This window comes from Vreelandella hamiltonii (assembly GCF_014651795.1).
GTDB classification, from domain to species: domain Bacteria; phylum Pseudomonadota; class Gammaproteobacteria; order Pseudomonadales; family Halomonadaceae; genus Vreelandella; species Vreelandella hamiltonii.
In genome coordinates this window covers 1-26,090 of sequence record NZ_BMXO01000021.1, presented here as the reverse complement: position 1 = coordinate 26,090, position 26,090 = coordinate 1, and the positions used below count along the sequence as shown (strand labels likewise).

The window sequence follows — 26,090 nt, the reverse complement described above, 5'->3', positions numbered from 1 at the left end:
GCTGGAGGGATGCATGAGCGAAACCGGTGCTACGGCAGGCCGTCCAAACAGTACGACAGCAAACGCTTCGCAAAGCGGGGTGTCTTCTAGCGAGTCCGCATCTCCATCAGCCCTCGAACGCGCAATGAAGCAACTGCGAGGCAATCCGCTGGTGGTTGTCTTGATCGCTTCAGCAGCTTCCATCGCGGTGGTGGCTGCGCTTTTCATGTGGGCCAGCAGCCCAGAGTACCGTGTACTCTACAGCAACCTGAACGAAGCGGACGGTGGGCGCATCATTGCCGAATTGGACAGCCGCGGCGTGCCTTACCAGTTCGGTCAAGGCGGTCAGGCCCTACTGGTGCCAAGCGCTCAAGTACACACGTTAAGACTCCAGCTTGCCGAGCAGGGGCTTCCCAGAGGCGGCAACCTTGGGCTGGAATTGATGGACAACCAAGCCTTCGGAATCAGTCAGTTCGCCGAACAGGTCAATTTTCAACGCGGCCTGGAAGGCGAGCTGGCACGTTCGATTGAATCGCTGGGCCCCGTGGAGCGCGTGCGTGTTCATATATCCATGGCCAAGCCATCTGTCTTCATACGTGACCGAGAGCCCGCCAAGGCGTCCGTTGTTTTGACACTGCTGCCCGGTCGTGTGCTTGGAGAGGGGCAGGTCAGCGCCATTGTTCACATGGTCTCCAGTAGCGTTCCGGAGCTTTCTACCGAACACGTGACTGTTGTGGATCAAAATGGGCGCCTGCTGACCGCCAACTCACAACAAGGCAATGACCTGGACGGCACCCAGCTTGCTTACATTACGGAAGTCGAGCGCTCTTATCAGCAGCGCATCGAAAACATTCTGCTGCCGATAGTAGGTCGCGACAACGTCCGCGCGCAGGTCGCTGCACAAATCGATTTTTCGCGCCGCGAAGAGACATCGGAACGCTATCGCCCCAACCAGACACCCAACGAGTCAGCCGTACGTAGCCGCCAGTTAAGTCTGTCGTATGATGGCGATGATCCATTGGCATCCGGCATTCCCGGCGCGCTGAGCAATACGCCGCCAGGCGTTGCCCCCTCCCCGATTAATCAACCCGATGATGGCGCAGAAGACACGGCTACTGAGGCAGGCGCCTTACGCAACTTGCGCCAGGAAGATGTCGTCAATTACGAAGTTGATCGCAGTATTGAGCACATTCAGCATCGACTGGGTCAGATAGAGCGTCTGACGGCAGCAGTAGTCGTTAACTTCCGTACGGTCACCAATGAAGAGGGAGAGACCGAGCAAGTCGCTCTCAGTGCTGAAGAAGTGGCACAGCTGGAGCGCCTGGTTCAGCAAGCCATGGGGTTCTCTGGCCAACGCGGAGACCAGGTCGAAATCGTCAATACGCCGTTTGCTAGCGATGAAGACCCGCGCACCGAAACCGTCTGGTGGCAGCAGCCAGACACATTGGCCATGGCAGCCAATTTGGGTCGCTACTTGCTGGTGGCGCTGGTGGCTTTCCTGCTTTACTGGTTGATTCTTCGCCCGCTGATCAAACGCTACACACAGCCGCCTTTGGTGGCCACAGCGACGCCCGGTGGTATTTTGAACACCAGTGTCGGCAGTGACGATGACAGTGATGCTGATGAAAGAGACGGTGATGTCAATGACGGGGACACCTACAGCGGCAAGCCCAAACGTCGACGCAAGACATCACTGTATGAACACAATCTCAATGATCTGCGCGAAATGGCCCAGGAAGACCCACGCATGGTGGCCATGATTATCCGCAGCTGGATGAATGCCAATGACTAGCATCACGGAGATGAGCGGAGCACGTAAAAGCGCCATTCTATTGCTGGCCCTGGACGAAGACAGCGCCGCCGAGGTATTCAAGTTTCTCAGCGCCGGCGAGGTGCAGGAGATCAGCACCGAGATGGCACGACTGCATCAAGTGTCGCATGAAGATATGAAGGCCGTGCTGGAGGCGTTCCATCGGGAAACCGAAGAGTTTGTCGCACTGAACCTCAACTCCAGCGAGCATATCCGCTCCGTCCTAACCAAGGCATTGGGCAGCGAGCGCGCCACCAGTCTAATCGAGGACATTCTCGAATCTACGGGCAACAACTCTGGTATCGATGCGCTCAACCTCATGGAAGCTTCCATGGTGTCCGAGCTGATTCGTGACGAGCACCCCCAGATCATCGCGACCATTCTGGTGCATCTGGATCGTCACCAGGCGGCTGACATTCTCGAACTGTTCGAAGAGAAGCTACGCAACGATGTCGTACTGCGTATTGCCACCTTTAGCGGTGTTCAACCGGCAGCCCTGCAGGAGCTGACCGAAGTGCTCACCAGCATGCTGGACGGCCAGAACCTCAAGCGCAGCAAGATGGGCGGCGTGAGAACCGCTGCCGAGATTCTCAACCTGATGAACTCGTCCCAGGAAGAAGTCGCCATCGAGACGGTGCGCTCTCACAGCGAAGATCTGGCCCAAAAGATCATCGACGAAATGTTCCTGTTCGAAAACTTGCTCGACCTGGACAATCGTGCCATTCAGATGGTGCTTCAGGAAGTGGAAACCAACTCACTGGTGGTGGCACTCAAGGGAGCCCAGGACGCACTGGTGGACAAGTTCCTGCGCAACATGTCGCAGCGTGCTGCCGATCTGGTACGCGAAGACATGGAAGCCCGCGGTCCCATCCGGGTGTCGCAAGTGGAAACCGAGCAAAAAGCCATTTTGCAGATCGTGCGGCGCTTGGCCGACTCAGGCGAAATTGTGCTAGCCGGTGGAGATGATGAGTATGTCTAATACTCACTCACCCGAGTTCGACCGCCACGGCCAGTGGCGCCGCTGGCAAATGGAGGAGCTGCTCGCCTCACAAGCGTCGGATAATGACCGCGGACAAGGCCCAACGGCACACCAACGCAAGGTCGAAGCGGCTAAACGAGCCGCTGCAGAAGCACGCGCCCGTGAAGAGCAGGAGCGTCAAAGAATTTATGAGCAGATTCGCGAGGCGGCCGAAGAAGAGGGGTACCAGGCCGGCCTGTCACGCGGCCATGAAGAAGGGCTGGCCAAGGGGCTTGAGGAGGGCCGTGCACAAGCGACCGAGGAGCTCAATGCACAGTTGAAAAAAGCGTTAGCGCCACTGGCATCCTTGGCAAAGCAGTTTTCCGAGGCACTCGAGCGCCTGGACGACACCATCGCCCATGATCTTGCCGAGCTGGCGCTAGCGACTGGCAAGCAGCTGGCCGGTGGTGCGCTTGATGAACACCCTGACCACATCCTGCAGATCGTGCGTGAGCTTCTACACACTGAACCGCCTCTGGTAGGTAAGCAACGCCTATGGCTGAACCCGACAGACCACACCCTCGTTGAAAAACACCTGGGGAGTGAGCTGGAAGCTGCCCAGTGGGTACTCCAGCCTGATGATCAACTCTCCCGTGGAGGCTGTCGAGTCACCAGCGCTCAAGGGGAGCTGGACGCAACCTTTGAAAGTCGCTGGCAAAGCGTCCAGACACAGCTGCGCAAGCGCAATAGCGCTCCCTCCGCAGGTTGATACGATGAACTCGCTCTCCTGCCCGCATCAGCACCGTTGGCGTAAAGCCCTTCAGCGCACCACTCAGCGCATCAGCCGCCTGCCTCACTACCGCACCAGCGGTAGGGTCGTCAGGGCCACGGGCATGGTCATAGAAGTCGTCGGGTTACGCGTCGCCGTCGGGAGCGCCTGCCACATTGAATTACCCGGCGCCGATGGTCGCTTGAACGACAGCGATAAATTTGCCGAAGCGGAAGTCGTTGGCTTTTCAGGCGAAAAGCTTTTCCTGATGCCACTTGAAGAGATTTCCGGCTTGATGCCCGGCGCTCGTGTCACACCGCTGGTCGATGGCAACGGGCATAGCGCGCGCCGCTTCCCAATGGGCGACGAACTGCTTGGGCGGGTACTCGATGGCAACGGCACGCCCCTCGATGACCGAGAAAACCTCGAGGAAGCGCCACGCACGACGCTCAGCTCGAGGCCCTTGAACCCGCTGTCTCGAGCGCCCATCGAAGCACAAATCGATGTAGGCATTCGTGCCATCAATGCGCTGTTGAGTGTGGGTAGAGGGCAGCGGATGGGCCTGTTTGCGGGCTCCGGGGTGGGCAAATCCGTCCTGCTGGGCATGATGGCACGCTATACCGAAGCGGACGTGATCGTGGTCGGCCTGATTGGCGAGCGTGGCCGCGAAGTACAGGACTTCATTGACAACATACTGGGCCCGGAAGGTCGTCGACGTGCCGTCGTGGTCGCCGCACCTGCGGACACCTCGCCGTTGCAGCGCCTGCAAGGGGCAGCCTACGCCACGCGCATTGCGGAGAGCTTTCGCGACTCAGGGCGCAATGTCCTGCTGATCATGGATTCGCTTACCCGCTACGCCATGGCCCAACGCGAGATTGCACTGGCCATTGGTGAGCCTCCTGCCACCAAGGGGTATCCACCTTCCGTATTTGCCAAGTTACCGGGGCTGGTAGAGCGAGCCGGTAACGCAGAGCGCGGCGGCGGCTCTATTACTGCCTTTTACACCGTACTGACGGAAGGCGACGACCAGCAGGATCCCATTGCCGATTCTGCCCGCGCCATACTGGATGGCCATATCGTGCTGTCGCGCACCCTGGCGGAGGCTGGTCACTATCCCGCCATCGATATCGAAGCCTCGATCAGTCGCGCCATGACGGCCATCGTCACGCCCGAGCAACAGCAAGAAGCACGCACCTTCAAGCAGATCTTCTCGCGCTATCAGCGCAACCGAGACCTGATCAGTGTGGGCGCCTATAGCCCAGGACACGACCCCAGACTGGACGAGGCGGTCAACCGCTTTCCAAGCCTGGAACGCTTTTTACAACAAAACATTGATGAGTGCGCAACGCTGGCCGAGTCTCGCCAGGCGCTACGCACGGTGGTGGGAGGCTAAATGAGTAACCATCAGATCGACATGTTGACCGACCTGGCGCGTGATGCGCGGGACCAGGCGGGAAAGCTGCTAGCTCAGGAGCGTCAAACGGAACAGCAAACGGAGGCGCAGCTAGCGTCACTGAGCCGTTATCGTGTGGAGTACGCCGAACGCCTGCAGCAGGCGATGAGAGAAGGTATCGACCCTGCCACCATGTATAACTATCAGCAATTTCTGGCGTCTCTCGATGCGGCACTGAGCCGAGCACGTCAAGCCCTGGCAGCGCAACAGAAACGCGTACAGCAAAGCCAGCAGAACTGGCAGCAGGAGCAGCGTCGGCTCTCTTCTTACGATACACTGGCTTCACGACGCTTACTGGAGGAGCATCGACGTCAGGCAAGGCATGAACAAAAAGCTAACGATGAGTTGGTCACTAACCGTATGGCTCGTCAGAGCCCTGATAAGCCACTTTGACGCCGTCCCGGGGACACCCAATGCATCCTATCGCTCAACTATTTTTATCCAACAATGGCCAGAGCCTCAGCCCGGCTGTCCTGCCTAGAGAGAACGAGGGGAGCCCTTTACATGGTGCGTTTCATCAAAGCATGCTAGAGGCATCACGCATGGGGCGCACCCCAATGCCAGACGACCTGGCAACACTTGCCAACAGGGGAGCACCCTTCTCATCAGGTTTAGAGCACGATGCCCCCACGGCTCACTATCGTCAGCCTGGCTTTGCCAGTCATGCAACATTGTCCAGCGCCACTCCCTCGCCAGGGGCCTCACTGTCACTGCCTGCATCAAGCATGCTTTCCAGGTTTGCTCCCAGCGAGTCCAGTGACTCGGTCGCCGCGCTCTTCGCTGGCTTGAATACGCATCAAGCGCTTTCGGAAGCAGCGCGCGGCACAGCAAGCGCTCTTTCGATATCATCAGAAAAACAGTTAGCGCATTCAATCGCTCACCTGCAGGCACTCGCCCAACCGCAGGACCGTACCAGCACGGCATTGTCTGCTGCCCGAGATATAGTGGCACAGCAGCCCCCCATGCAAGCAGGTCAGGCACTACCAGCAACTGCGAAGACGACCTCGGCAAGTAAGCAGCTCCCGTCTGTAGATAGCATCGCAACTATGGTGCTTCAGGCAGTGGCCAGATTAACCCCCAGTGCAATACCTGAGAACCACTCCTCACAAGCGCAGGACATTGTTGGCGCCCCAGACTCTTTCAAAGCTCAGACTGTGTTGGAGCCACTGACGACATCTCCATCAGCAGAGCGGCAGAATACACAATCATTGTCAGAGGACCCCTCACAGCCCCTGACACCCGCTTCACTATCGTCACGTGACCTGGTATTGGCTGAAACACTCGCATCAATCGCCTCTAGCCTGGAGAGTCTGAGTCGCCGCCCCACTCAAGCAGTGCCGGCTCCACAGCAGGGATCCATAGCGCTTGATACTACTCGGCACGTAACAAACGCAGATGGCTCCATCGTAAAACCAACGGATAGCGAAAGGGTGCAAGCTGTTCCGACAGCCCTCCCCGGCACTTCCAACGATTCGTTAGAGGCATCGTCGACGCCTGAACAGACCGCTCGTGCACCTGGAGCGCGCCCCACCTTGGCCAGCACCGCAGATGAGCAGGATGCCCTTACATTACTTTTCAGCCGGCCATCCTCAGTCTCCGTAAACGCAGCCAGCCTCGCAGAAATACGTGATGCCATTGCCGATATGATCGTGGCGTTGACTTCAGCGTCATCATCCAGCGATTCACGCGCAGCCTATCTTGACGAGCCAACAGCCCGCCTGGCAACCGCAGCGCCTGACGTACAAAACCCTGCTGAGCCGGCGCTCTTGCCTGACACATCGAACTCACAGGCCACCAACAGCGAAACGCTGACAGATAGCGCCCGTCTTGCCGAAATACGTGATGCCCTTGCCGATATGATCGTGGCGTTGACTTCAGCGTCATCATCCAGCGATACACGCGCAGTCTATCTTGACGAGCCAATAGCACGCCTGGCAACCACTGCGCCCGACGTACAAAACCCTGCTGAGCCGGCGCTCTTGCCTGACGCATCAAACTCACAGGCCACCAACAGCGAAACGCTGACAGATAGCGCCCGTCTTGCCGAAATACGTGATGCCATTGCCGATATAATCGTGGCGTTGACTTCAGCGTCATCATCCAGCGATACGCGTTCAGTCTACCTTGACGAGCCGACGGCACACTTGTTGACGACGACTGCGCCTAACGCACAAAGCTCTACCGAGTCCGCTATCTCGCCGGGACCGTTCACCTCATCCATCACCAACGGCGAGGCAAACACAACCGAAGTGGCGAAGATCACGGCCGGTTTGCGGACTTTGTACCAACTATTGAGACCGGGTTCGCTTGCCGTCGCCGAAAATAATCCACGCGCGTATCCTTTAGAGGGTCGCTTGGCACAGGCCAGTCCCTTAACACTGCTATCGCCAACACAGCAGTCGGCCAGCAGCCATGCTTCTGTCCAGCCGACTCAGCCATTGACTGAGCTAGACGAAATTGCTCAGCGTATCTCGCTGGTATCAAGCTATTCCGCTCAATCATGGCCCGCCGCACAGGCAACCTCTTCGGTAGCAAACACCGCTGATACCTTATCTGCGATCCAGGGCCATACGCCACGGCCAGAGCCGTCCTCGCCTGCAATGTTCATGGCAACTCAGCCCCCCCCGACCTCACTTTCGACGGAGTTGGTCAATACCTGGTCAACGCTGCCGAATGTTACTCTTTCCGGTAGCCCTATTGTGGCGGCCTCGATGCCTTACCCACAGGACGATGGATCACAAAAACCCATAGCGACATCGGGTGAACCAACTACTTTATTACCCATGGCTACCTCCACAGCAGGCAGCCAGCTGTCGACTGCGACACCTGCTCAATTGGTAGCGTTACCGGCCCTGGTTTCAAGCCCTGCATGGCCCCCGCAGTTTGGTCAGCAACTACTTCACTTCATTACACGCGGTGGGGAACAGCATATTCAAATGAAACTAAACCCCTCTGACCTGGGCCCGCTCTCTGTTTCTTTAAAAATGACAGAACAGGGCACACAGGCTCAATTTCTATCCGCACATGCACATGTCAGACAAGTCCTGGAGCAAGCTATTCCACAGCTACGCGAGATGCTTGCAGAGCAAGGGATTACGTTAAGCGATACGTTCGTAGGCGACCAGGGTGCTGGGGACCAGAGGTTCGAGCATCAACGCGGGCCTGGACAGCGTGGTGATGAAAGCGACATGGCCAATGAGCACAACCAGCCGCACAGCGCTGATAGCCTGGTAAGCGTATCCCCAGATGGGCGTGTAGACTTATACGCATAGCTGTATATCATCATGCAAATGATGCATGGTGTGCGAATCAGCAGTTAGCAAAACCAGGAGATAGGCTCCTACGGTGAGCCTGTTCATTTCTTCGTAATTACCCGTGTCAGGCATAATGCTTAGCGAGCGTCTTCCGGGATCATCATGGGAAAATCAATGGCTGAATCAAGCGGCGGATCTAAAAAACTGCTTATAGTAATGATCATGCTGGTATTGCTCTCCACCGCAGGGGCAGCAGCGGCTATCTATCTCGTTCTTGACCAGCGGGGCGGAGCCGAAGGCGAAGCCCAACAGCAGACGCAAGCGCCGACGCCCCCCGTCTTTACGCGCATCGAACCTTTTACTGTCAATCTGGCCGATGATCGTTTCGGGTCACGCCTGCTCTATACCGGTATTACACTACGCGTAGGCAACGAACAGAGCAAAGCCATCATTGAAGAGCACATGCCCCAGGTACGCAGCCGCCTGCTGATTCTCCTGTCGGGCAAGCAAGCGAGTGAGCTGACCTCCACCGAAGGTAAGGAAGCGCTGGCTCAGGACATTATCAGTCGTTTATCTGTTCCCCTGACTGAGAATCAGCCGCCCCTGGATCTCCGGGAAGTGCTGTTCACCGAATTCATCGTTCAATAATCCCGGGTACTGGAGCCGTTCATGTCACAGGACGATCTACTGTCCCAGGAAGAAATCGATGCTCTCTTGAAGGGCGTCAGTGGTGATGACGAGCCGACCGCTACGTCATCACACGCATCAGATGAAGCGCGCATACGCCCCTACGACCCGTCGACCCAACACCGGGTCATCAGGGAGCGCTTGCATGCACTGGACTTTATCAACGAACGATTTGCTCGCTATTTTCGTAATGGGCTGTTCAACCTGATTCGTCGCAGCTCGGATATTACCGTCGAGTCAGTGCGCTACCAAAGTTTTAGCGACTTCTCTCGCAACGTGCCGGTGCCCACAAACCTCAATATTGTATCGATGAAGCCACTACGTGGCTCAGCGCTGGTGGTCTTTCCCCCGAACCTGGTCTTCATGGTGGTAGACAACCTGTTTGGCGGTGATGGACGCTTCGTGACGAAATCAGATGGCCGCGAGTTCACCAATACCGAACAACGTATCATTCAGCGCCTGCTGAACCTCGCCATTGATGCCTATAAGGAAGCTTGGAAGGTCGTCTACCCGTTGGACGTACACTTTCTGCGTTCGGAAATACAGTCCAAATTCGCGAACATTACCAACTCGCCCAACGAGATCGTCGTCAATACCAAGTTCAATATCGAAGTCGGTAATTTATCCAGCAGCTTCCAAATCTGCATGCCCTACGCCATGATCGAGCCGCTGAGGGACCTGTTGGTCAACCCGATCAATGACAGCAACCATGACAGCGACGGCACCTGGTCACGACGCATGGCCAGCGAGCTTCGCCAGTCTGAAGTCGAACTCATTGCAGAGTTCGCTCAGATCCCCAGCCGCATTGCCCACGTGATGGGGTTGAAAAAAGGCGATGTATTGCCAATGGACATCCCCTCCACGATTACCGCGCGGGTCGATGGCGTACCTGTCATGGAGTGTGAGTACGGCAGCCAGCGGCAGCAGCGAGCGCTGCGTGTTCTGCGCTTGATCGACCATGCTGCCATGAATAACGTATCGTCCCAGGACTTTATTAAAGGTTCAACGCGACAGAAAGCCAAGGAACCCAAAGCATGACAGACCCAAACAAACCCGATCAAAAAGTTTCTGATGACGATTGGGCGGAAGCCATGTCTGCACAAGAAGAGTCATCGTCCAGCGCCGATGCCGCCAGTGACGATGATGACCCCTGGGCTGCCGCGATGGCGGAGCAAGAGGCTGCCGAACAAACGGATGCCAGCGAAGAGCCTGAACAAGAAGCTCCCACGGCCAAGCCAGCCAGTGACGATGTCTTCCGTCCTCTGAATGGTGAACGGAGCAGTGGTGCCACCCGTGATCTGGAAATGATCATGGATATCCCCGTCAAACTCACCGTAGAACTTGGCCGTACAAAGCTCACCATCAAGCAGCTATTGGAGCTTGCCCAAGGCTCTGTCATTGAGCTAGAGGGCCTAGCGGGTGAGCCCATGGACATTCTCATTAACGGTTACCTGATTGCCCAAGGGGAAGTCGTGGTCATCGAGGATAAGTACGGCATTCGTATTACCGAGATCATCACGCCCTCCGAGCGCATTCATAAACTCAACCGATGAGTGTCGCGACGACATCAACGTCAGTGGACGCGTTAAGCGGCGGCGATGCCCTTATCGGCATGGCCGTTCTCGGAAAGACTGCTGCTGCACTGGCCCTAGTGATTGCGATCATACTGGTGTGCACTGCCCTGCTCAAACGCTGGCAGCAGCACCGTTACGATCATGGTGCCCATCTGCGCGTGGTGGGCAGCACCGCCATTGGCAGCCGAGAACGGGTGGTGGTCGTCGAAATCGAGGATACCTGGCTGGTGCTGGCAGTCAGTGGAGGAAAAGTCACCAAGCTCCAGGAGCGCCCCGCTCCCGAAGATCGTGCGCGGCCTGATCCAGAGGACTCACCAGCGCCTTTTGCTCAACGCTTCAGCAGCGCCTTGGCCGGCTATCGTCATAAGCATTCCGCCACCCAGCACTCCAATAACTCTCAGCCCAAACCATGACGCATGTTCTGCTTTTGTTTCGCTCTCTGGCACCACAGAAATGGTTCCTCAGCCTGCTATTACTGGGCTGCTGGCTTTCTCTGCTATGCGTGCCCGCAGAGGCGCAACAGCTTCCCGGCCTGACCTCACAGCCAACAGGCGATGGTGGCCAACAGTGGTCGCTGTCTCTGCAAACGCTGCTCTTCCTCAGTTCACTGGCATTCCTGCCCGCCATGCTGTTGATGATGACCAGCTTCACGCGCATTATCATCGTACTGAGCCTGCTGAGAACCGCCATGGGCACCCAGGCCACGCCCCCTAATCAGGTCTTGCTGGGTATTGCGCTATTTCTGACTTTTTTTGTCATGTCGCCCGTTATCAGCCAGGTGTACGATACGGCCTGGGTGCCTTTGACTCAGGAAGCGATCAACTTTGAAGAGTTCCTACTCCAGGCACAAATTCCGTTCAGAGAGTTCATGCTGGCACAGACGCGGGAACCTGACCTGGCGCTTTTCGTGCGCCTGGCCGACATAGGCCCGATGCAAGGCCCGGAAGAGCTTCCCATGCGTGTACTGCTCCCCGCTTTCGTCACCAGCGAGCTGAAAACCGCGTTTCAAATTGGTTTTACGATCTTCATTCCCTTCTTGATCATTGACCTCGTGGTGGCCAGTACACTCATGTCGTTGGGGATGATGATGGTCCCCCCCGTCACGATTTCACTTCCTTTCAAGCTTATGCTGTTCGTGCTGGTGGACGGTTGGCAACTGATCATCGGCTCACTGGCTGAGAGCTTTTACATGATTTAGTACCGCCAGGCCGATAAGGAGAACGAACATGACGCCAGAGATGGTAATGAGCCTTGCTTACCAGGGTATGCGGGTAATGCTACTCCTGGCAGGCCCCATACTGCTGGCCGCCCTGTTCGTCGGCCTGCTGATCAGCCTGTTTCAGGCCGCCACGCAGATCAACGAAATGACGCTGACCTTTATCCCCAAGATTCTTGCAGTATTCACCGTACTGGTCGTGGCAGGCCCTTGGCTCATCGGCTTGATCACGGACTTCACACACCGTCTATTCAGTAATATTCCCGCGATGGTGATGTAGGCCGTGGTTGAGGTCACCTTTGCCCAGCTACAGGGCTGGCTGGTCGCGTTTTTCTGGCCCTTCGTGCGCATTACGGCCTTCATGACCGCTTCCCCGCTGTGGGGGCACTCCAGCGTGCCTAATCAGGTCAAAGTGGCACTCGCTGCCGTCATCGCGGTAGTGATCGCTCCCTTGCTACCTCCCATGCCAGAGGTTGCGCTCATGTCGTGGGCAGGCGTGGGTATCATCATTGAGCAGATGCTGATAGGGCTGGCCATTGGCTTGGTCATGCATATCATATTTGCCGTGGTGCAGGCGGCGGGCGAGTTCATCGGTTTGCAGATGGGGTTGGCCTTTGCCAGTTTCTTTGACCCCTCCAGCGGCACCAACATCATGGTGTTGTCGCGCATTCTCTATACGGTGACGCTGCTGATGTTTCTGGCTTTCAATGGCCACCTGATGGTGCTGGAGGCTCTGATCATGAGCTTTGTCACGCTGCCCATAGGCATCGGGACCTTGAACCCTGGCGCCTTCGAGCTGCTTGCCCGCTATGGAGGTACCATCTTTGCGTCAGGCATGCTGCTGGCACTGCCGTTGTCAGGGCCACTGCTCGTGATCAGCCTATCGCTAGGCATCCTGAACCGTTCGGCGCCACAGCTGACGGTGTTCAACATCGGCTTCCCCACGTCTATCCTGGTGGGCCTGACGCTACTGATGGTACTGATGACCGACCTGGGCAGCTTTCTACAACAGCTGTTCAGTCAAGGCGTGATGTTTACTCAAGGGCTGATCGAAGCCATGGCCCCCATAAATTGACGCCCTGCCACTGGGCAAGTGGCAGGGCGTTTCGCAGCGTGGCGAGACAAGGTCACATAAAATCGAACAGCGACATGCCCTTGATATCGACGAACGCACGCTGTGCCGCCTGCAAACCTACCTGACGCAGGCTGTATTCGGAGATCGCCGCGGCATAGTCCAGATCCACAAGATCAGAAAGCGTCTGCTCGTAGTTGAGCATCCGGTTGCTGCCCACCGCGTCGATGACATCCAGCTCATTCAGCCTGGCGCCTGCAGAGGCCCGTACCGTCAACACATTGTCCAACGCATTGTCCAAATCACGCATCGAGGTATTGAGCGTGTTGCGCAGCGCAGCCTTCTGGCTACTGCTTTCTGCAGGCGTCTCCAGAACACGAATGGCCGCTTCCATGGTACGGAACAGGTCTGCTGGTCGTTGCTCGCTCCCTGAACGCGCGACAAGAATTTCATCGCCTGCTTCGGAAGGCCCACGCAGCGTGACGTTGACACCGCCAAAACTCAACTGTTGACCACTGGCATCGTAGGGCTGCCCCACTTGTCCAGCAACGTCCAACCAAGCCGCGCCATCGAACTGCTGCAAGGTGTAAATAGACTCACCGGCGCCATTTTCTGCGAACCTGACACGGAAGCTATCGCCGTAATCAGGGTCGTTGACGTTGGTCACCTGAGGGCCATTGATGAGCACGCTCCCCTGGTTCGCCACGTTGGCCTCGGCGATGTAGCCGGCACCACTGGGTACTTGCTGGAAAATGGTCACACCATTTTCAGTGACCGGCATTAACCGCGATGCATCGACCCGCTGCTCACGACCGTTATTGTCACCTGTATATTCGACACTGCCATCTGCGGACTTCACGAAGGGCGGGGCGTTATCCTTGTAGCCGCCAAAAATATAGCGTCCATTGCCGTCCGTCGCGTTGGCCTGACCAATCAGCGTTTCATAGATGCCTTTTAGCTCACTGGCAATAGACTCTCGGTCGACATCGCTCAATGTGTCGCTGGATGCCTGCACGAGCAGCGTTTTCGCACTGATGACCGCATCACTGATACTATTGAGAATACTCTCTGTCTGCGCCAAGGAGTTGCGTGCCGAAATTCGTGCATCCGCATACTGCTCGGTAATCGCTTTGGACTGATCGACGCCTACCGCACGCGACGCGGCTTGCGGATCATCCGATGGATTGACCACACGGCGGCCGCTGGCAATCTGTTGGCTGATCTTTAGAAAATCGTTTTGCTGACGGTTGATAGAAGCCGTGCTTTGCTCAAACATGGTGACCGTACTGATACGCATCGCCTAAGCCTCTTGTTAGTTCCGCAAGTTCAAAATGGTGTCCATGATCGTACCGGCCGTATCGATCACGCGCGCGTTGGCCTGATAGAACTGCTGGAAGCGAATCAGGTTGGCCGCTTCTTCATCCAGGTTCACGCCGGACTCTGATTGCTGTACGGCACGTAATTGATCCGTCAGCCCTTGCCGAGCATCGAGATTGACTTGCGTGATATTGGTCCGGTTACCCACATCGCTGACCATGGCGCCGTAAGCACCACTCACGGATGCATTGCCGCCCACGATATTCAAGCTCTGGAGATTCTGCAGTGCCAGTGCGTTGCGGTTGTCTCCGGCACCAGCGGCTACCCAATCAGCAGGATCATCATCCGGGTTGACCGGCTGACCAGCGGCAATCTTGTCGAGGTCATTGATATTGACCTCCATGCCATTGGCCGCTCGGCGCACGGGTTGGACCTCGAATCGGTCACCATTGGCAGGCACATTACTGAACGAGATGGAAACACCACCAAACGTCAGTATGCTGTTAGCCGCATCCCAACCACTGCCAATATCTACGGTTGCGCCACTGTCCTTACGGATGACCGACGGTGCCCCGTCCACAAAACTGACGGTATAATCCGTAGCGCGTAGTTGATCTATGGTGTCCGCATCGAACGCAATGGTATCAATGGTCACGGCACTATTTTCTGGATAGCTGTAGGCTTGTGGAGCGCGCACATTGAAGAAGTCTTCTCCAGCGACGCCCTCAAGATCTGTCCCTTGCCGATGCTGCTCGTTGAAAGCAACAGAAAGTGATACCGCAAGCTGACCCAGCTGACTTTGCGTTTTATCCAACGTTTCAGACCGAAAGGTCATTAGCCCGCCAAGTGCACCGCCTTTGATGGTGTCTTCATCAAGCGCTACCAGATTGCCACCACCATCACGGTACCCAACTATCGTGCGCTGCGGGTCATAATCGGCCTGCATCGGCTCCAGCTTGAATGCGTTCGTACCTGTCACCAATGGCTGCCCGTTCGGCAGACTGATGTTATAGGTTTTACCATCTTGCACATTCAAGCGCAGATCCATACGTTCGTTCAGCTCGGAAACCAGGTAATCACGCTGGTTCAACAAACTGTTGGGAGCCTCCCCCGTTCTTGCTCGCGCAAGGGCAATTTCCCGATTGAGTCCCGCTATTTGTTCAACCGTATTGTTGACTTGGGTAATTTCGTCCTTGACCTGGTTATTGATGTTGCTCTGCATGTCCTGCAAATAACCATCGAAAGAACGGAACTGAGCACTCAGGGTATTCGCCGTACCCAGCACGCCCTGACGAGCGGCAGGGTCTGAGGGAGAACTGGCCAAGTCCTCCAGAGACGAGAAAAAGGTCTGCATCAACGGCGAGAGGCCTGCATCTCGATCAGCAAGCAAGTTGTCAATCTGGGACACTTGGTTGTAATAGGTAGACAGTGCGCTGGACTGAGTCTTGGCGTTATTGAGCTGATTGGCTACGTAGGTATTGAACTGACGCTCGATATCGTTGACACGTACGCCACCGCTAGTCCGCCCCTCACCCAGGATGGTGAGTTCGCGGTTATAGCTCGGTGTATATACGTTACTGATATTGTTACTGGTCGTATTCAAGGCATTCTGCGCAGCATTCAGGCCGCTCAAGCCGATCGAAAACATGCTCATGGTTCAATTCCTTAGGCCGATATCTGGTTATCGGCAATGCGCAGAAAAACTTGAATACCCCGCCATGCTAGCGAGCATCCGCCAACAAGTTGCTGGATGTGCCGAGGGGACCCATGGTGTTCATTACCGCGATCAACTTCTCGGCATAACGTGGGTCGGTCGCATACCCACCGCGCTGAAGTGCATGTGCGGCCTGCTCTGGTGAGCCAGCCTGCACGACACCCGCATACCGAGGGTTATTGCCAATCAACCGGGCATAATCGGTAAACGCATGCTCGAACGAGTCATAGACACGAAAAGCATCGACGACCTGTGTGCGTCGACCGTTGATATATTCGTGGGTCACGATATTGGTCGTGTTCCCCTGCCAGTGACTACCCGCCTTGATGCCGAACACATTGAAGCTGTTACGCCCTTGCTGGGTGGCTATCTCATGCCTTCCCCAACCGGTTTCCAGCGCCGCCTGGGCAAGAATCAACTCAGCAGGGACACCCGTGGCCGCACTCGCCGCTTTCGCAGGCATCGCCAGCGTGTTCATGAAACGCTCGACGTGTTCATGCGGATGAGCCGCTCGCGGGGTGGCGGCCTGGCTCTCGACCTGACGAGACTCGCGCTGACGAACGATATCCAGCTCGTGATAGAAACGACCATTGCCGGTGTTGTCATCACGCCATGCTTCTGGTGGCTGAAGCGGATTATCCAGCACTCTGGGTGTCCCACGAGGTATGCCGGCGATCAGTGCTTGAAGCTCCTGGTCGGCATCCGACGCTTGGCCAATAGCACCTTGACGCTGCAACTGGTCGATCAAGGCATCCGCCAGCCCAATGCCGCGAGACGCCATGACCTGCGACCACTGCTGATCCATCATCGACTGATAAAAACTCATGTCACGGCTGTTCATCAGGCCTGACGTTGGCGTGGCATCGCGCATGCTTTTGACCATCATTTGAATGAACAGCGCTTCAAACTGCTGCGCAGCACCTTGCACACCCGCCTCGGGGTCGACCCGAGCGTTATGCTGAAGGCGCTGAAAGCCATTCATGTCCAATGCGAATTGGCTCGTCATGTCTCCCATGCTCATCAAATGATCTCCAGCTCGGCGCGTAATGAGCCAGAGGCCTTGAGCGCCTCGAGAATCGACATCAAGTCTTGTGGTGTCGCCCCGAGAGCATTCAGCGCATTGACCACTTCATTGAGCTGCGCGCCTTCGACGATCTGCAAATACGCCTCCTGCTGCTCGATGTTGATATCCGCATCGGGCACGACCACCGTTTCACCCTGGCCCAGTGGATTGGGCTGGCTTACCCCAAACTGGGTATCGATCATGATGGAGAGGTTGCCATGGGCGACCGCTGCACGACGCAGAGTCACCGCACTGTTCATCACCACAGAGCCGGTCCGCGCATTCAGGACCACGCGGGCAGGTGCTTCCGTAGGTGTCACTTGCACATTTTCGACACGCGCCATGAAGTTGACCCGCTCGTTGGCGTCCATGGGGCCATCCAGCGCAATCACCCGGCCATTTCTGGCATATGCCACCGAACGTCCAAACTCGCTGTTGATCGCCGAGACCATGCGTTGCACGGTGCCAAAATCAGCGTCGTTGAGCTGCAGTTCCAGCGCGCCACCATTGCCACCCAGGTTGAGCGGCACTTCACGCTCGACCAGAGCACCATTGGGGATCCGGCCAGAAGATTGCTGATTGATCTGTACGCTACTGCCACCCGCCTGAGCGCCGGCCCCACCCACCAGCATATTGCCCTGAGCAATGGCATAGGTATCGCCATCGGCACCTTTCAAAGGCGTCATCAACAGCGTACCGCCACGTAAGCTGCTGGCATTGGCGATGGACGACACCACGACATCGAGTCGTTGGCCAGGCCTGGAGAACGGCGGCAAGTCGGCGGTCACCATGACGGCCGCGACATTACGCAGCTGCAGGTTGGTACCCGGAGGCACGGTGACACCCAGCTGGGAAAGCATGTTCGTCAAGCTCTGGCTAGTGAAAGGCGCTTGCGTGGTCTGGTCGCCGCTGCCGTCCAGGCCTACGACCAAGCCATACCCCACCAGTTGGTTGTCGCGAACGCCAGCAAAGTTGGCCAGCTCACGAACCCGCTCAGCCTGAGCGGGTAGTGCCAAGAGGCAACAAGACACCCATACCATTACGCACGACAGGGCTTTAATGGGACTACTCACCTTCCACAGATTCGCCATATTGCAGCAGGCCTCTTTTGTCGAACGGATCAACACGCCTAGAAAGGCGATACATTGAGGAAGAAGCGCTGTAGCCAACCCATATGCTGCGCTTCATTAATGTAGCCATCACCGACGTACTCGATTCTGGCATCCGCCACTTGAGTGGATGGCACCGTATTTTGGGCAGTGATCGTGCGGGGATTCACAACGCCAGAGAAGCGAATGAACTCCGTTCCCTGATTGATGGCGATCTGCTTCTCACCACGCACCCGCAGGTTACCGTTGTTCATCACTTCCAGAACGGAGACGGTGATGGTGCCGGTAAACGAGTTCGTGGCCTGGGAACCACCGCCACCCGCAAAGATATTGTCTGACGAAACATCGAACCCGAAGTCTTCCAGAAAATCGATGATTTCCGGTATTTGTGCGATATCCAGGCTAGCCGATCCGCTACGATTGGCATTCGACTGCGCACTCTTGCTGGCACTGACTTCCTCGTCCAGCACGATGGTCAGGATGTCGCCAATCGTACGTGGGCGCCGATCTTCGAACAGCGGCTGATAACCACGTCTGGCTTGATAAATAGAGCCATTAGGAACGGGAGGCGGACGGTCGACGATATTGATCTGCTCTTGCTCGCCGACTACCGAGGCGCGTGGTATCTGCGCACACCCTGCCGCCATCAGAATGAACACTGCCATTCCAACGAGCGCCAAACGACGCAAACTGCCATGAAGTTCTAACATAACGCGACCCTATCTCTATGCTCTACGAATCGGCAGCATTAGAGCTGGCTCAAGCGCGCCAACATCTCATCGCTGGTGGAAATGGCGCGGCTATTGATTTCATACGCGCGCTGCGTCTGAATCATATTGACCATCTCTTCAACGACATTGACGTTAGACGTTTCGACATACCCCTGGAACAGACGGCCAGCGCCATTGTTACCCGGTACATTCTGGTTGGGCGCACCTGACGCACCGGTTTCCAGATACAGGTTGCCACCGATGCTTTCCAGACCCGTCGGGTTGATGAACGAAGCGACGTTGATCTGGCCGATGTCTGCATCCTGAGCAATACCCGGCTGACGGACGCTCACGGTACCGTCTTCACCAATCGTGATTGCCAGTGCATTGGCAGGGATAAAGATGGCGGGTTCGAGGGGGTAACCATTCGCCGTGACCATCTGGCCATTTTCATTCAACTGAAAGTTACCGTCGCGAGTATAGCCAATGGTGCCATCGGGCAATAACACCTGGAAAAAGCCCTCGCCATTGATGGCCAGGTCACGAGAATTGCCGGTCTCTTCAAGGCCACCCTGTGTGTGCAAGCGCTCTGTGGCAACAGCACGCACACCGGTCCCTATCTGCATGCCCGAGGGCAGTCGGTCCTGAATGTTGTTCTGCGCACCGGGTTGGCGCATGTTTTGATACAGCAAATCTTCAAATACCGGACGAGAGCGCTTGAAACCGTTGGTGCTGACGTTCGCCAGGTTGTTGGCGATGACATCGAGCTTGGTTTGCTGTGACTCCAACCCGGTTTTGGCAGTCCACAAAGACTTGATCATGACATTGTTCCCTTGGCTGAGTGGCTGCGATTAGCCTTGAATCGATAGGATACTGTTGGCACGCTGCGCATTCTCATCGGCCGTGCTCAGCATTTTCATTTGCATGTCATAACGCCGCGCAACGTCGATCATGGACACCATGGCATCGACGGCACTGACATTACTTCCTTCCAATGCGCCACTGACCAACCGGGCGTCTTCGTCAGCCGGCAAGGTGCCAGGCTCTCCATCCTCGTTGGGCGGCGCTCTGAACAAGCCATCGTCGCCACGTATCAGTGCCTGTTGATCTGGCGTGACCAGCTTGATGCGACCAACGTCCACCATCGCTGCGGGGCCCTCGCCTTGAGGAATGGCGCTGATGGTCCCATCTGCGCCAAAGGAGATCTGCGCGCCTTGAGGCACCGCAATGGGGCCCGCATCCCCCATCACTGGGCGGCCAACGCTTAGCAGCACGCCATCACTATCCAACTGCAGGTCGCCGCGCCGGGAATACGTCTCGGTGCCATCCTCCGCCAACACCGCCATCCAGGCATTGCCTTGCATGGCGACATCCAACATTCGGCCGGTACGCTCGATGGGGCCTTGCGAGAAGTCGGTTCCCGGCGTCGTGGTGACGGCCGACACACGGGTCGGCAACACGCCATCGCCCTGCACGGGCACTGAGCGTACCGCCTGCAGCTGGGCGCGAAACCCTGCCGTGGAAACGTTAGACAGGTTGTTGCTGACCACTGCCTGCTGGTCCATGGTGTGTTTTGCGCCACTCATGGCGGTGTAAAGCATACGATCCACAGCGTGCTCCTTAGCGCGATGACGCCACTATTAGAGGTTAATAATGGTCTGCAGGAGCTCGTCCTGGGTGCTGATGGTTTGGGAGTTCGCTTGATAGGCACGCTGCGCTACGATCATGTCAACCAGCTCTCTTGCCATATCCACGTTCGACGTTTCAATGGCATTGGGCTGGATCAGCCCTCTCAGGCCAGCACCGGGCGCTCCCAGAAGCTCTTGGCCCGAGGATGCCGTAGCAGCCCACAGGTTATCTCCATCGGGGCGCAGCCCTTCAGGATTACGGAACGTCACAAGAGTCACCTGGCCAGATGCGCGTGACTGCTCATTTGAATAGTTGCGCATCACCGTGCCATCTTCTTCGATGGTAATGCCTACCAAAGCACCCGATGAATAGCCGTCCTGAATGGTGTCATTGACCGTTGAGTCACTCGCGAACTGCGTTGTCCCCTCGAAGGACAGGTCGATATCGAGTTCAGCCAATGGGTTCCCCGCGCCAAACTCACCATTGGCGAACACGGCATTATTGGCATTGTCCTGTGCAAGCGTGCCGTTCTGAGTAAATGACAGGCTGCCCAAGTCAATATCGTAGGTGTCAGCCCCTGCCGGCCCGCCGGACAGGCGGCCGTTGACATCCCATTCATTGGGTGCCGTTTTGGTAAAGTACAGCGTCAGGTTACGTGCATTACCCTGCGAATCGAATACCGTGGCATTCGTAGAGTAGTTATAGGTATTGGCGTTATTCGGGTTGAACGCCGCATCGATGACAGGCTGACCAGAGTTGAGGTTAAGCGATAACGACAGCTCTGACGTGGCATTGGCTTGCAGGTCGCCCGGCGGAATTTGCAGAGGAATGACGTTGCCGCCCTCTTGCACGTTACCATCGGCATCGGCTGGATAGCCCATGATTTGGGCGCCCTGCGCATTGATCAATCGACCATCTGCGGTCATGGTCAACTGCCCATTGCGTGAGTAGGCTATTTCACCATTGGTTTGCTGAAAGCGGAAAAAGCCTTCACCGGCAATGGCCAAGTCCAGGTTACGCGTAGTGGACTCGATGTTACCCTGGCTAAAATCTTGCAAAACCGCCGAAGTACGAACGCCCAACCCCACCCGGGAGTTAGCGAAGACATCGGCAAACTGGACATTCGAATTCTTGAAACCCACTGTTTGCGAGTTGGCAATATTGTTACCAACGACGCCCAATTTTTCTTGCTGAGCATTTAAGCCGCTAAGTGCTTGAGTGAAACTCATGATATTCCCCTGAAAATAGTGACGGCTAGCGAGTCATCAAAGAATTTGTTTGATCTGGTCGAGCGTGACCTGGCCATAAATAGCGCCTAGATCAAGCCGAACATCACGGCCCCCAGCACCAGGAGATACTCCTTGTACCAAGGCATAGTTGAGCGGCTTGGCTTCCAGCAGCTCTCCATCGGCATTGGTGGCCCTGAAGTTGACGCGATAGGCACCGGCTGGAACAGCTTCGCCAGCGTTGGTAGTACCTCCCCAACTAAACGACTCGACGCCCGCGGCTACTCGTCCCAGATTATTGGTGTAGACGACTTCACCCGACTGACTGGTCACCGTCACTTCTACTTTTTCAGCGGGAGCGCTGAGTTCGATACCAAATGGCGTGGCATACGTGCCGTTTTCAGCATCGGAGCTCACCATGACGTTGTTACCAGGCACCAGAACGGCCTTGTCGATCAATCCTGCCGCTTGCAACGTCTGCGCAGCGTCCATTTGCTGGGTAATGCCGTTCAGCGTCGTATTCAGCTCTTCGATACCGCTGACGGTATTGATTTGTGCCAACTGAGAGGTCATCTCAGCATTGTCCATGGGATTGAGTGGATCCTGATTCTGCAACTGAGTAATCAATAGCGTCAGGAAGCTTTCACGCAATTCCTGGGACTGTCTGGCAGGCATGCCGCTTGAGCCGCCGCCATTAACCGCGTTAATGACACTGGTATCAATATTCATGATCAGCCCTCACCCAGCGACAGTGTTTGAATCATCATTTGCTTGGTGGTATTGAAGACCTCGACGTTCGCCTGATAGGAGCGCGATGCAGAGATCATGTTGACCATCTCGTGTACCGGCTCGACGTTGGGCTTGGCCACATAGCCGTCTTCATCTGCAGCGGGATGGTTGGGTTGATATTCGAGACGCAACGGTGAGTCGTCTTCGACAATGTCACGCACGCGAACACCGCCCATACCGTAGCGGTTGCTCTGCAGCTGCGTCTCGAACAAGACGTGCTTGGCACGGTAAGTCTCACCATCCGGGCCTGCGACGCTGTCGGCATTGGCCATATTGCTGGCCGTGACGTTCATGCGCTGCGCCTGTGCGCTCATCGCTGAACCAGCGATGTCAAACGCTGAAAACATGGACATGGCTTAGTATTCTCCTATCACCAGGTTATTCAGGCTGCATCGCATTTTTCAGGCCTTGAATACGACTGTTAATGATGGTGAGAGCCGCTTGATAGCGAACGGCATTGTCAGCGAACTGTGTACGCTCACGATCCATGTCCACCGTATTGCCATCCAGACTCGGTTGATCTGGAATGCGGTAGAGCAGATCAGTGTTCGCACTTCCCTGCCAAGCAGGCCCTTGGCCAGCCAAATGGCGATCCGCCGTGCGTGACAGTGCCAATCCTCCGCCTTGACGCAACTGGGCCTGGCCATTATCGACCGCCTTTTGCAATTCGCTGGCAAAGTCGATGTCGCGCGCTTTGTAATTCGGCGTGTCCGCATTGGCAATGTTCGCGGCCAGGACCTGGTGCCGCGCCTGGCGCAAGCCAAGTGCCTGCTGGTGAAAATTAAAGGCAGATTCAAGCTGATCAATCATGCCGACCCTCGCTCGCCGTGAGGCAAAAATAAATCGGAAATTCTTGATCATGGATAATAGAGGCGAGGCTTTCATCTTAAAGCATGGAACAGGTAGCGTTTCCACCAGCATTTCCCATGATACGGTGGGTACTTTTGCATTACACTGCCGAGTCTATGCAGCATCCGGCCTGCGTAGACTCTGAGCTTTCACACTGAGTGGCCCTCTTCATGCTCCATGCGCTGTCTCTCGTTTCTGCCGCTGCCATGCGCAAACTATTAACACTCTTAGCATTAATAGTCATTGCCCTTCCTCATGGGGCACAGGCGAGTGACCTCTCGTTGGAAGAGAGCGTGCATATGTTCCTTTATCAGCATACCCAGGCACTAGGGCAGGAGGCGGTCATCACCGTCACGCCACCATCCCCACACCTGCCTGCTTGCGTTCAGCCAGACCCTTTTCTAGCCAATACCGCACAACCGCCAGTGGGCAGGGTTTCGGTGGGCGTGCGCTGTGGCACCGATGGTCGCCAAGTCAGGTACATGCAAGCCCAGGTCGACGTCGTAGGTAGCTATGTTGTCGCGCTACGCGACATCGAGCGAGGCACACTCATCACTGCCGACATGCTGAGCCAGAGGGATGGCAACTTGAGCAATCTGGCACCACAGACGCTGACAGATCAAGCCGATATCATCGGCAAGGTAGCCCAGCGACCGATTCGTAGCGGTAGCTCTTTTCAGGCACACTTTCTACAGGCGCCGCATCTGGTTGAACGGGGCCAGCGTGTCACGGTCATAGCACAAGGGTCTGGTTTTCGTGTTTCTCGTGAAGGAGAAGCCATGGCCAACGGCGCACGAGGCGACATCATCCGAGTACGCTTTGGGAGTCGCGAAATCGCGACGGCACGTGTCATTGATCAAGGCATTTTAGTGGTGGATTTTTGATTCAGCACCTAAAGTCTTCATTGCCCAGGCCGATAGTTACTACACAGCCCGAGATGCCCAGACGTTGACGATGAGGCCCACAACGTGAAAATCGACAACCTTAATCCGCTGGTGCGCACCAACCAAGCACAGCAGCGTGAAGACACTCAAAAAATCACCGGCCCCAAGACGCCGGACAGTGCCAACTCCGCCCGCGAATCGACGCAACTGAGTCAGTTCAGCGCGGATAGTAGCCAAGACATTGACATGGCCAAAGTGCAGGAAATCCGTGATGCCATTCGTGAAGGGCGCATGGAAATTCGTGCTGATCGCATTGCCGATGGCCTCATTGCAAACTTGAAAGAACTATAGTCCCGGTCATGAGCTTATCTCGCCTTCTTTCCAGCCAACTCCAACGCCTTGACGATTTGATTGGATTGCTGACACATGAGCAAGAAGAGCTGACCAAGGGCAGCATCGATGGCGATGCACTCGCTGAACTTGCCCATAAAAAGCAGGTGCTGCTGGTCGAGTTGGAGCGTGTCGAAGTACTGAGGCGTGGTGTACAGAACAAGCTTGGCTACCCGGAAGGCTCTCTAGGTGCTCGCCAGGCAGCCCATGATGCCGAGTGTTTACCTGTTTGGGAAAAGATGCTGGAAAAAGGTGAGCGAGTGGCTCGCATGAACGCCCTCACCGGACAAATGCTGTCTGTGCGCATGAAGCACAACCAGGAAATGCTTGATTATATTCGGCAAATCGCTGAAAAAACCCTCTACAAGCCTGATGGGCGTAATAGCGCTCAACCTGGGCGAATCAACGCCTCTGCTTAAAACATACCTGGACAATCTTTATACAAGACGCTTCAATTAGGCAATATCGTCTAACTCTGGAGTCGTCATGCTGCCTCATCTTCCCAAACAGTTCAATGCAGTGGTCACAGGGGCCAACGGCGGCATTGGCAACGCCATCTTGCAGCGTCTACTCTCGTCCTCTCAGCCTGGCCACATCATCGCCGTCAGCCGCTCACCGCTGGGGCTGCAGCATGACAAAATCACCTCCGTGGTAGCGGATCTGACGACCAGCATCGGCCGTCACACTTTGGCAGAAGCCGCAGGAGACCGGCCAGTTCACCTGCTGGTCAACACCATTGGCATGCTCCACGGCTCAGATCTGCATATCCAGCCCGAAAAACGCCTCGAACAGCTAAGTGAAGAAGCGTTCATCCGCGTCATGCAGGTCAATGCAATGACGCCCGCCATGCTGCTTGCAGCACTCAAGCCTTGCTTGCAAGGGAAGCACCCCTGCATCATCGCCAGCCTTTCGGCGCGTGTCGGGTCTATTACCGATAACGGTTACGGTGGCTGGTATAGCTATCGAGCCAGCAAGGCAGCCCATAACATGCTGATGAAAACGGCGGCCATCGAGATTGCTCGTCTCAACAAGCAAGCCATCGTACTATGTCTTCATCCGGGCACGACGGACACATTACTCTCCAAGCCCTTTCAGGCCAGGGTGCCCAGCGATAAGCTGTTCACAGCGGAGTATGTCGCTGATCGACTTCTCGAAGTCATGGCGCAACGCACGCCCGAAGAGACCGGCAGCTTCTGGGATTGGGCAGGAGAGCCCATCGAGTGGTAACTAAGGTTTTTGAATATCAAGGTTTTTGAATATCAGCACACAGCAAAAAGCCCCGAACACAGTGTGCTCGGGGCTTTCTACGATATAAGTGCCTGACGATGACCTACTCTCACATGGGGAGACCCCACACTACCATCGGCGCTAAGCGGTTTCACTTCTGAGTTCGGCATGGGATCAGGTGGTTCACGCGTGCTATGGTCGTCAGGCGTAACAGGTAATGCATATCATGCTGAGTATTCGTTGACGTGTATTGTGTGCGTCTCTTGTCAGCAAGCACTTGGGCTCACTGCGGCGTATCCGGTGTGTCGAGTGCGTTCACACTCTTCGTTATCATCACGACCAGACCCCTTGGGTGTTATAGGGTCAAGCCTCACGGGCCATTAGTACACGTTAGCTCAACGCCTTGCAGCG

The 26,090-nt window shown here is 56.1% G+C and carries 28 protein-coding genes and 1 rRNA gene; 17 read left to right on the top strand and 12 right to left on the bottom strand.

Annotation, left to right across the window (positions count from 1 at the left end; all coding sequences use genetic code 11):
* The first annotated feature begins 13 nt into the window (after window positions 1–13).
* From fliF to fliR, 13 genes are all read left to right on the top strand, one after another.
* A complete protein-coding gene (gene fliF / locus IE061_RS16885; RefSeq protein ID WP_100730898.1) occupies window positions 14–1,771 on the top strand; it encodes a flagellar basal-body MS-ring/collar protein FliF in 1,758 nt (585 codons plus the stop codon).
* Complete coding sequence (fliG, locus tag IE061_RS16880; RefSeq protein ID WP_016915705.1) at window positions 1,764–2,768, top strand: flagellar motor switch protein FliG; 1,005 nt, start codon at window positions 1,764–1,766, stop codon at window positions 2,766–2,768. Before fliF ends, fliG begins: the two co-directional genes overlap by 8 nt.
* Complete coding sequence (locus IE061_RS16875; protein WP_193462115.1) at window positions 2,761–3,516, top strand: flagellar assembly protein FliH; 756 nt, start codon at window positions 2,761–2,763, stop codon at window positions 3,514–3,516. Before fliG ends, IE061_RS16875 begins: the two co-directional genes overlap by 8 nt.
* A 4-nt stretch (window positions 3,517–3,520) precedes the next feature.
* Window positions 3,521–4,909 carry a flagellar protein export ATPase FliI gene (fliI, locus tag IE061_RS16870; RefSeq protein WP_016915703.1) on the top strand — a complete coding sequence of 463 codons (1,389 nt, stop codon included), beginning with the start codon at window positions 3,521–3,523 and terminating at the stop codon, window positions 4,907–4,909.
* Window positions 4,910–5,362, top strand: a complete 453-nt coding sequence (gene fliJ, locus IE061_RS16865; RefSeq protein ID WP_016915702.1) for a flagellar export protein FliJ — start codon at window positions 4,910–4,912, stop codon at window positions 5,360–5,362.
* A gap of 1,139 nt (window positions 5,363–6,501) precedes the next feature.
* Window positions 6,502–8,241 (top strand): flagellar hook-length control protein FliK, encoded by a 1,740-nt coding sequence (locus tag IE061_RS16860; RefSeq protein WP_193462114.1) that lies wholly within the window; start codon window positions 6,502–6,504, stop codon window positions 8,239–8,241.
* 156 nt (window positions 8,242–8,397) lie between these two features.
* Complete coding sequence (gene fliL, locus IE061_RS16855) at window positions 8,398–8,871, top strand: flagellar basal body-associated protein FliL (RefSeq protein WP_193462142.1); 474 nt, start codon at window positions 8,398–8,400, stop codon at window positions 8,869–8,871.
* 21 nt (window positions 8,872–8,892) lie between these two features.
* Window positions 8,893–9,948 (top strand): flagellar motor switch protein FliM, encoded by a 1,056-nt coding sequence (gene fliM, locus IE061_RS16850; protein WP_193462113.1) that lies wholly within the window; start codon window positions 8,893–8,895, stop codon window positions 9,946–9,948.
* Window positions 9,945–10,463 (top strand): flagellar motor switch protein FliN, encoded by a 519-nt coding sequence (gene fliN, locus IE061_RS16845; protein WP_016915697.1) that lies wholly within the window; start codon window positions 9,945–9,947, stop codon window positions 10,461–10,463. The genes fliM and fliN overlap by 4 nt, the downstream gene beginning before the upstream one ends.
* A gap of 23 nt (window positions 10,464–10,486) precedes the next feature.
* A complete protein-coding gene (gene fliO / locus IE061_RS16840) occupies window positions 10,487–10,897 on the top strand; it encodes a flagellar biosynthetic protein FliO (protein WP_373295002.1) in 411 nt (136 codons plus the stop codon).
* A complete protein-coding gene (gene fliP / locus IE061_RS16835) occupies window positions 10,894–11,682 on the top strand; it encodes a flagellar type III secretion system pore protein FliP (RefSeq protein ID WP_230478494.1) in 789 nt (262 codons plus the stop codon). The genes fliO and fliP overlap by 4 nt, the downstream gene beginning before the upstream one ends.
* A 28-nt stretch (window positions 11,683–11,710) precedes the next feature.
* The gene (gene fliQ / locus IE061_RS16830; protein ID WP_193462111.1) at window positions 11,711–11,980 is read left to right on the top strand and encodes a flagellar biosynthesis protein FliQ; all 270 of its coding nucleotides are present in this window, start codon (window positions 11,711–11,713) and stop codon (window positions 11,978–11,980) included.
* 3 nt (window positions 11,981–11,983) lie between these two features.
* Window positions 11,984–12,775 (top strand): flagellar biosynthetic protein FliR, encoded by a 792-nt coding sequence (gene fliR, locus IE061_RS16825; RefSeq protein WP_193462110.1) that lies wholly within the window; start codon window positions 11,984–11,986, stop codon window positions 12,773–12,775.
* A 52-nt stretch (window positions 12,776–12,827) separates the two neighbouring features.
* Here the strand turns inward: fliR and flgL are convergent, their stop codons facing one another.
* From flgL to flgB, 11 genes are all read right to left on the bottom strand, one after another.
* Window positions 12,828–14,069, bottom strand: coding sequence for a flagellar hook-associated protein FlgL (gene flgL, locus IE061_RS16820; protein WP_193462109.1), 1,242 nt, complete (start codon window positions 14,067–14,069; stop codon window positions 12,828–12,830).
* Window positions 14,070–14,084: 15 nt separating this feature from the next.
* Window positions 14,085–15,743, bottom strand: coding sequence for a flagellar hook-associated protein FlgK (gene flgK, locus IE061_RS16815; protein ID WP_193462108.1), 1,659 nt, complete (start codon window positions 15,741–15,743; stop codon window positions 14,085–14,087).
* A gap of 67 nt (window positions 15,744–15,810) precedes the next feature.
* Window positions 15,811–16,824 (bottom strand): flagellar assembly peptidoglycan hydrolase FlgJ, encoded by a 1,014-nt coding sequence (gene flgJ / locus IE061_RS16810; RefSeq protein ID WP_039180883.1) that lies wholly within the window; start codon window positions 16,822–16,824, stop codon window positions 15,811–15,813.
* Window positions 16,824–17,906 (bottom strand): flagellar basal body P-ring protein FlgI, encoded by a 1,083-nt coding sequence (locus tag IE061_RS16805; protein ID WP_167385731.1) that lies wholly within the window; start codon window positions 17,904–17,906, stop codon window positions 16,824–16,826. Before IE061_RS16805 ends, flgJ begins: the two co-directional genes overlap by 1 nt.
* An 89-nt stretch (window positions 17,907–17,995) precedes the next feature.
* Window positions 17,996–18,685 (bottom strand): flagellar basal body L-ring protein FlgH, encoded by a 690-nt coding sequence (locus tag IE061_RS16800; RefSeq protein ID WP_039180887.1) that lies wholly within the window; start codon window positions 18,683–18,685, stop codon window positions 17,996–17,998.
* 38 nt (window positions 18,686–18,723) lie between these two features.
* On the bottom strand, window positions 18,724–19,506 hold the full coding sequence (gene flgG, locus IE061_RS16795; RefSeq protein ID WP_039180890.1) for a flagellar basal-body rod protein FlgG: 783 nt from the start codon (window positions 19,504–19,506) through the stop codon (window positions 18,724–18,726).
* A gap of 30 nt (window positions 19,507–19,536) precedes the next feature.
* Window positions 19,537–20,295: a flagellar basal body rod protein FlgF gene (locus tag IE061_RS16790; RefSeq protein ID WP_193462107.1), complete on the bottom strand. Its 759-nt coding sequence runs from the start codon at window positions 20,293–20,295 to the stop codon at window positions 19,537–19,539.
* 30 nt (window positions 20,296–20,325) lie between these two features.
* On the bottom strand, window positions 20,326–21,543 hold the full coding sequence (gene flgE, locus IE061_RS16785) for a flagellar hook protein FlgE (RefSeq protein ID WP_039180896.1): 1,218 nt from the start codon (window positions 21,541–21,543) through the stop codon (window positions 20,326–20,328).
* Between the two features lie 36 nt (window positions 21,544–21,579).
* Window positions 21,580–22,269, bottom strand: coding sequence for a flagellar hook assembly protein FlgD (locus IE061_RS16780; protein WP_039180897.1), 690 nt, complete (start codon window positions 22,267–22,269; stop codon window positions 21,580–21,582).
* 2 nt (window positions 22,270–22,271) lie between these two features.
* Window positions 22,272–22,682: a flagellar basal body rod protein FlgC gene (gene flgC / locus IE061_RS16775; protein WP_039180900.1), complete on the bottom strand. Its 411-nt coding sequence runs from the start codon at window positions 22,680–22,682 to the stop codon at window positions 22,272–22,274.
* Window positions 22,683–22,707: 25 nt separating this feature from the next.
* A complete protein-coding gene (flgB, locus tag IE061_RS16770) occupies window positions 22,708–23,139 on the bottom strand; it encodes a flagellar basal body rod protein FlgB (protein WP_193462106.1) in 432 nt (143 codons plus the stop codon).
* 332 nt (window positions 23,140–23,471) lie between these two features.
* Between flgB and flgA the strand changes: the two genes are divergently transcribed.
* The 4 genes from flgA to IE061_RS16750 all read left to right on the top strand — a co-directional run bounded on the left by flgA (window position 23,472) and on the right by IE061_RS16750 (window position 25,679).
* Window positions 23,472–24,062, top strand: a complete 591-nt coding sequence (gene flgA, locus IE061_RS16765; protein ID WP_268747220.1) for a flagellar basal body P-ring formation chaperone FlgA — start codon at window positions 23,472–23,474, stop codon at window positions 24,060–24,062.
* Between the two features lie 84 nt (window positions 24,063–24,146).
* Window positions 24,147–24,413 (top strand): flagellar biosynthesis anti-sigma factor FlgM, encoded by a 267-nt coding sequence (gene flgM, locus IE061_RS16760; protein ID WP_096921695.1) that lies wholly within the window; start codon window positions 24,147–24,149, stop codon window positions 24,411–24,413.
* A gap of 8 nt (window positions 24,414–24,421) precedes the next feature.
* On the top strand, window positions 24,422–24,871 hold the full coding sequence (locus tag IE061_RS16755) for a flagella synthesis protein FlgN (RefSeq protein WP_189462933.1): 450 nt from the start codon (window positions 24,422–24,424) through the stop codon (window positions 24,869–24,871).
* A gap of 67 nt (window positions 24,872–24,938) precedes the next feature.
* A complete protein-coding gene (locus IE061_RS16750; protein WP_193462105.1) occupies window positions 24,939–25,679 on the top strand; it encodes an SDR family NAD(P)-dependent oxidoreductase in 741 nt (246 codons plus the stop codon).
* 90 nt (window positions 25,680–25,769) lie between these two features.
* Here IE061_RS16750 and rrf read toward each other — a convergent pair.
* Window positions 25,770–25,885: ribosomal RNA gene (rrf, locus tag IE061_RS16745) — 5S ribosomal RNA — on the bottom strand.
* Window positions 25,886–26,090: the final 205 nt, after the last annotated feature.

What these genes read in the sequence shown, in the direction of transcription:
- flgJ (WP_039180883.1), bottom strand. Translation starts at nt 16,824, where the DNA reads ATGAGCATGGGAGACATGACGAGCCAATTCGCATTGGACATGAATGGC.
- flgC (WP_039180900.1), bottom strand. Translation starts at nt 22,682, where the DNA reads ATGTCCATGTTTTCAGCGTTTGACATCGCTGGTTCAGCGATGAGCGCA.
- flgL (WP_193462109.1), bottom strand. Translation starts at nt 14,069, where the DNA reads ATGCGTATCAGTACGGTCACCATGTTTGAGCAAAGCACGGCTTCTATC.
- fliJ (WP_016915702.1), top strand. Translation starts at nt 4,910, where the DNA reads ATGAGTAACCATCAGATCGACATGTTGACCGACCTGGCGCGTGATGCG.
- fliL (WP_193462142.1), top strand. Translation starts at nt 8,398, where the DNA reads ATGGCTGAATCAAGCGGCGGATCTAAAAAACTGCTTATAGTAATGATC.
- fliP (WP_230478494.1), top strand. Translation starts at nt 10,894, where the DNA reads ATGACGCATGTTCTGCTTTTGTTTCGCTCTCTGGCACCACAGAAATGG.
- fliQ (WP_193462111.1), top strand. Translation starts at nt 11,711, where the DNA reads ATGACGCCAGAGATGGTAATGAGCCTTGCTTACCAGGGTATGCGGGTA.
- fliM (WP_193462113.1), top strand. Translation starts at nt 8,893, where the DNA reads ATGTCACAGGACGATCTACTGTCCCAGGAAGAAATCGATGCTCTCTTG.
- flgG (WP_039180890.1), bottom strand. Translation starts at nt 19,506, where the DNA reads ATGATCAAGTCTTTGTGGACTGCCAAAACCGGGTTGGAGTCACAGCAA.
- fliI (WP_016915703.1), top strand. Translation starts at nt 3,521, where the DNA reads ATGAACTCGCTCTCCTGCCCGCATCAGCACCGTTGGCGTAAAGCCCTT.
- IE061_RS16875 (WP_193462115.1), top strand. Translation starts at nt 2,761, where the DNA reads ATGTCTAATACTCACTCACCCGAGTTCGACCGCCACGGCCAGTGGCGC.
- IE061_RS16755 (WP_189462933.1), top strand. Translation starts at nt 24,422, where the DNA reads ATGAGCTTATCTCGCCTTCTTTCCAGCCAACTCCAACGCCTTGACGAT.
- flgK (WP_193462108.1), bottom strand. Translation starts at nt 15,743, where the DNA reads ATGAGCATGTTTTCGATCGGCTTGAGCGGCCTGAATGCTGCGCAGAAT.
- IE061_RS16800 (WP_039180887.1), bottom strand. Translation starts at nt 18,685, where the DNA reads ATGTTAGAACTTCATGGCAGTTTGCGTCGTTTGGCGCTCGTTGGAATG.
- fliN (WP_016915697.1), top strand. Translation starts at nt 9,945, where the DNA reads ATGACAGACCCAAACAAACCCGATCAAAAAGTTTCTGATGACGATTGG.
- flgE (WP_039180896.1), bottom strand. Translation starts at nt 21,543, where the DNA reads ATGAGTTTCACTCAAGCACTTAGCGGCTTAAATGCTCAGCAAGAAAAA.
- flgB (WP_193462106.1), bottom strand. Translation starts at nt 23,139, where the DNA reads ATGATTGATCAGCTTGAATCTGCCTTTAATTTTCACCAGCAGGCACTT.
- IE061_RS16750 (WP_193462105.1), top strand. Translation starts at nt 24,939, where the DNA reads ATGCTGCCTCATCTTCCCAAACAGTTCAATGCAGTGGTCACAGGGGCC.
- IE061_RS16805 (WP_167385731.1), bottom strand. Translation starts at nt 17,906, where the DNA reads ATGGTATGGGTGTCTTGTTGCCTCTTGGCACTACCCGCTCAGGCTGAG.
- IE061_RS16780 (WP_039180897.1), bottom strand. Translation starts at nt 22,269, where the DNA reads ATGAATATTGATACCAGTGTCATTAACGCGGTTAATGGCGGCGGCTCA.
- fliF (WP_100730898.1), top strand. Translation starts at nt 14, where the DNA reads ATGAGCGAAACCGGTGCTACGGCAGGCCGTCCAAACAGTACGACAGCA.
- fliG (WP_016915705.1), top strand. Translation starts at nt 1,764, where the DNA reads ATGACTAGCATCACGGAGATGAGCGGAGCACGTAAAAGCGCCATTCTA.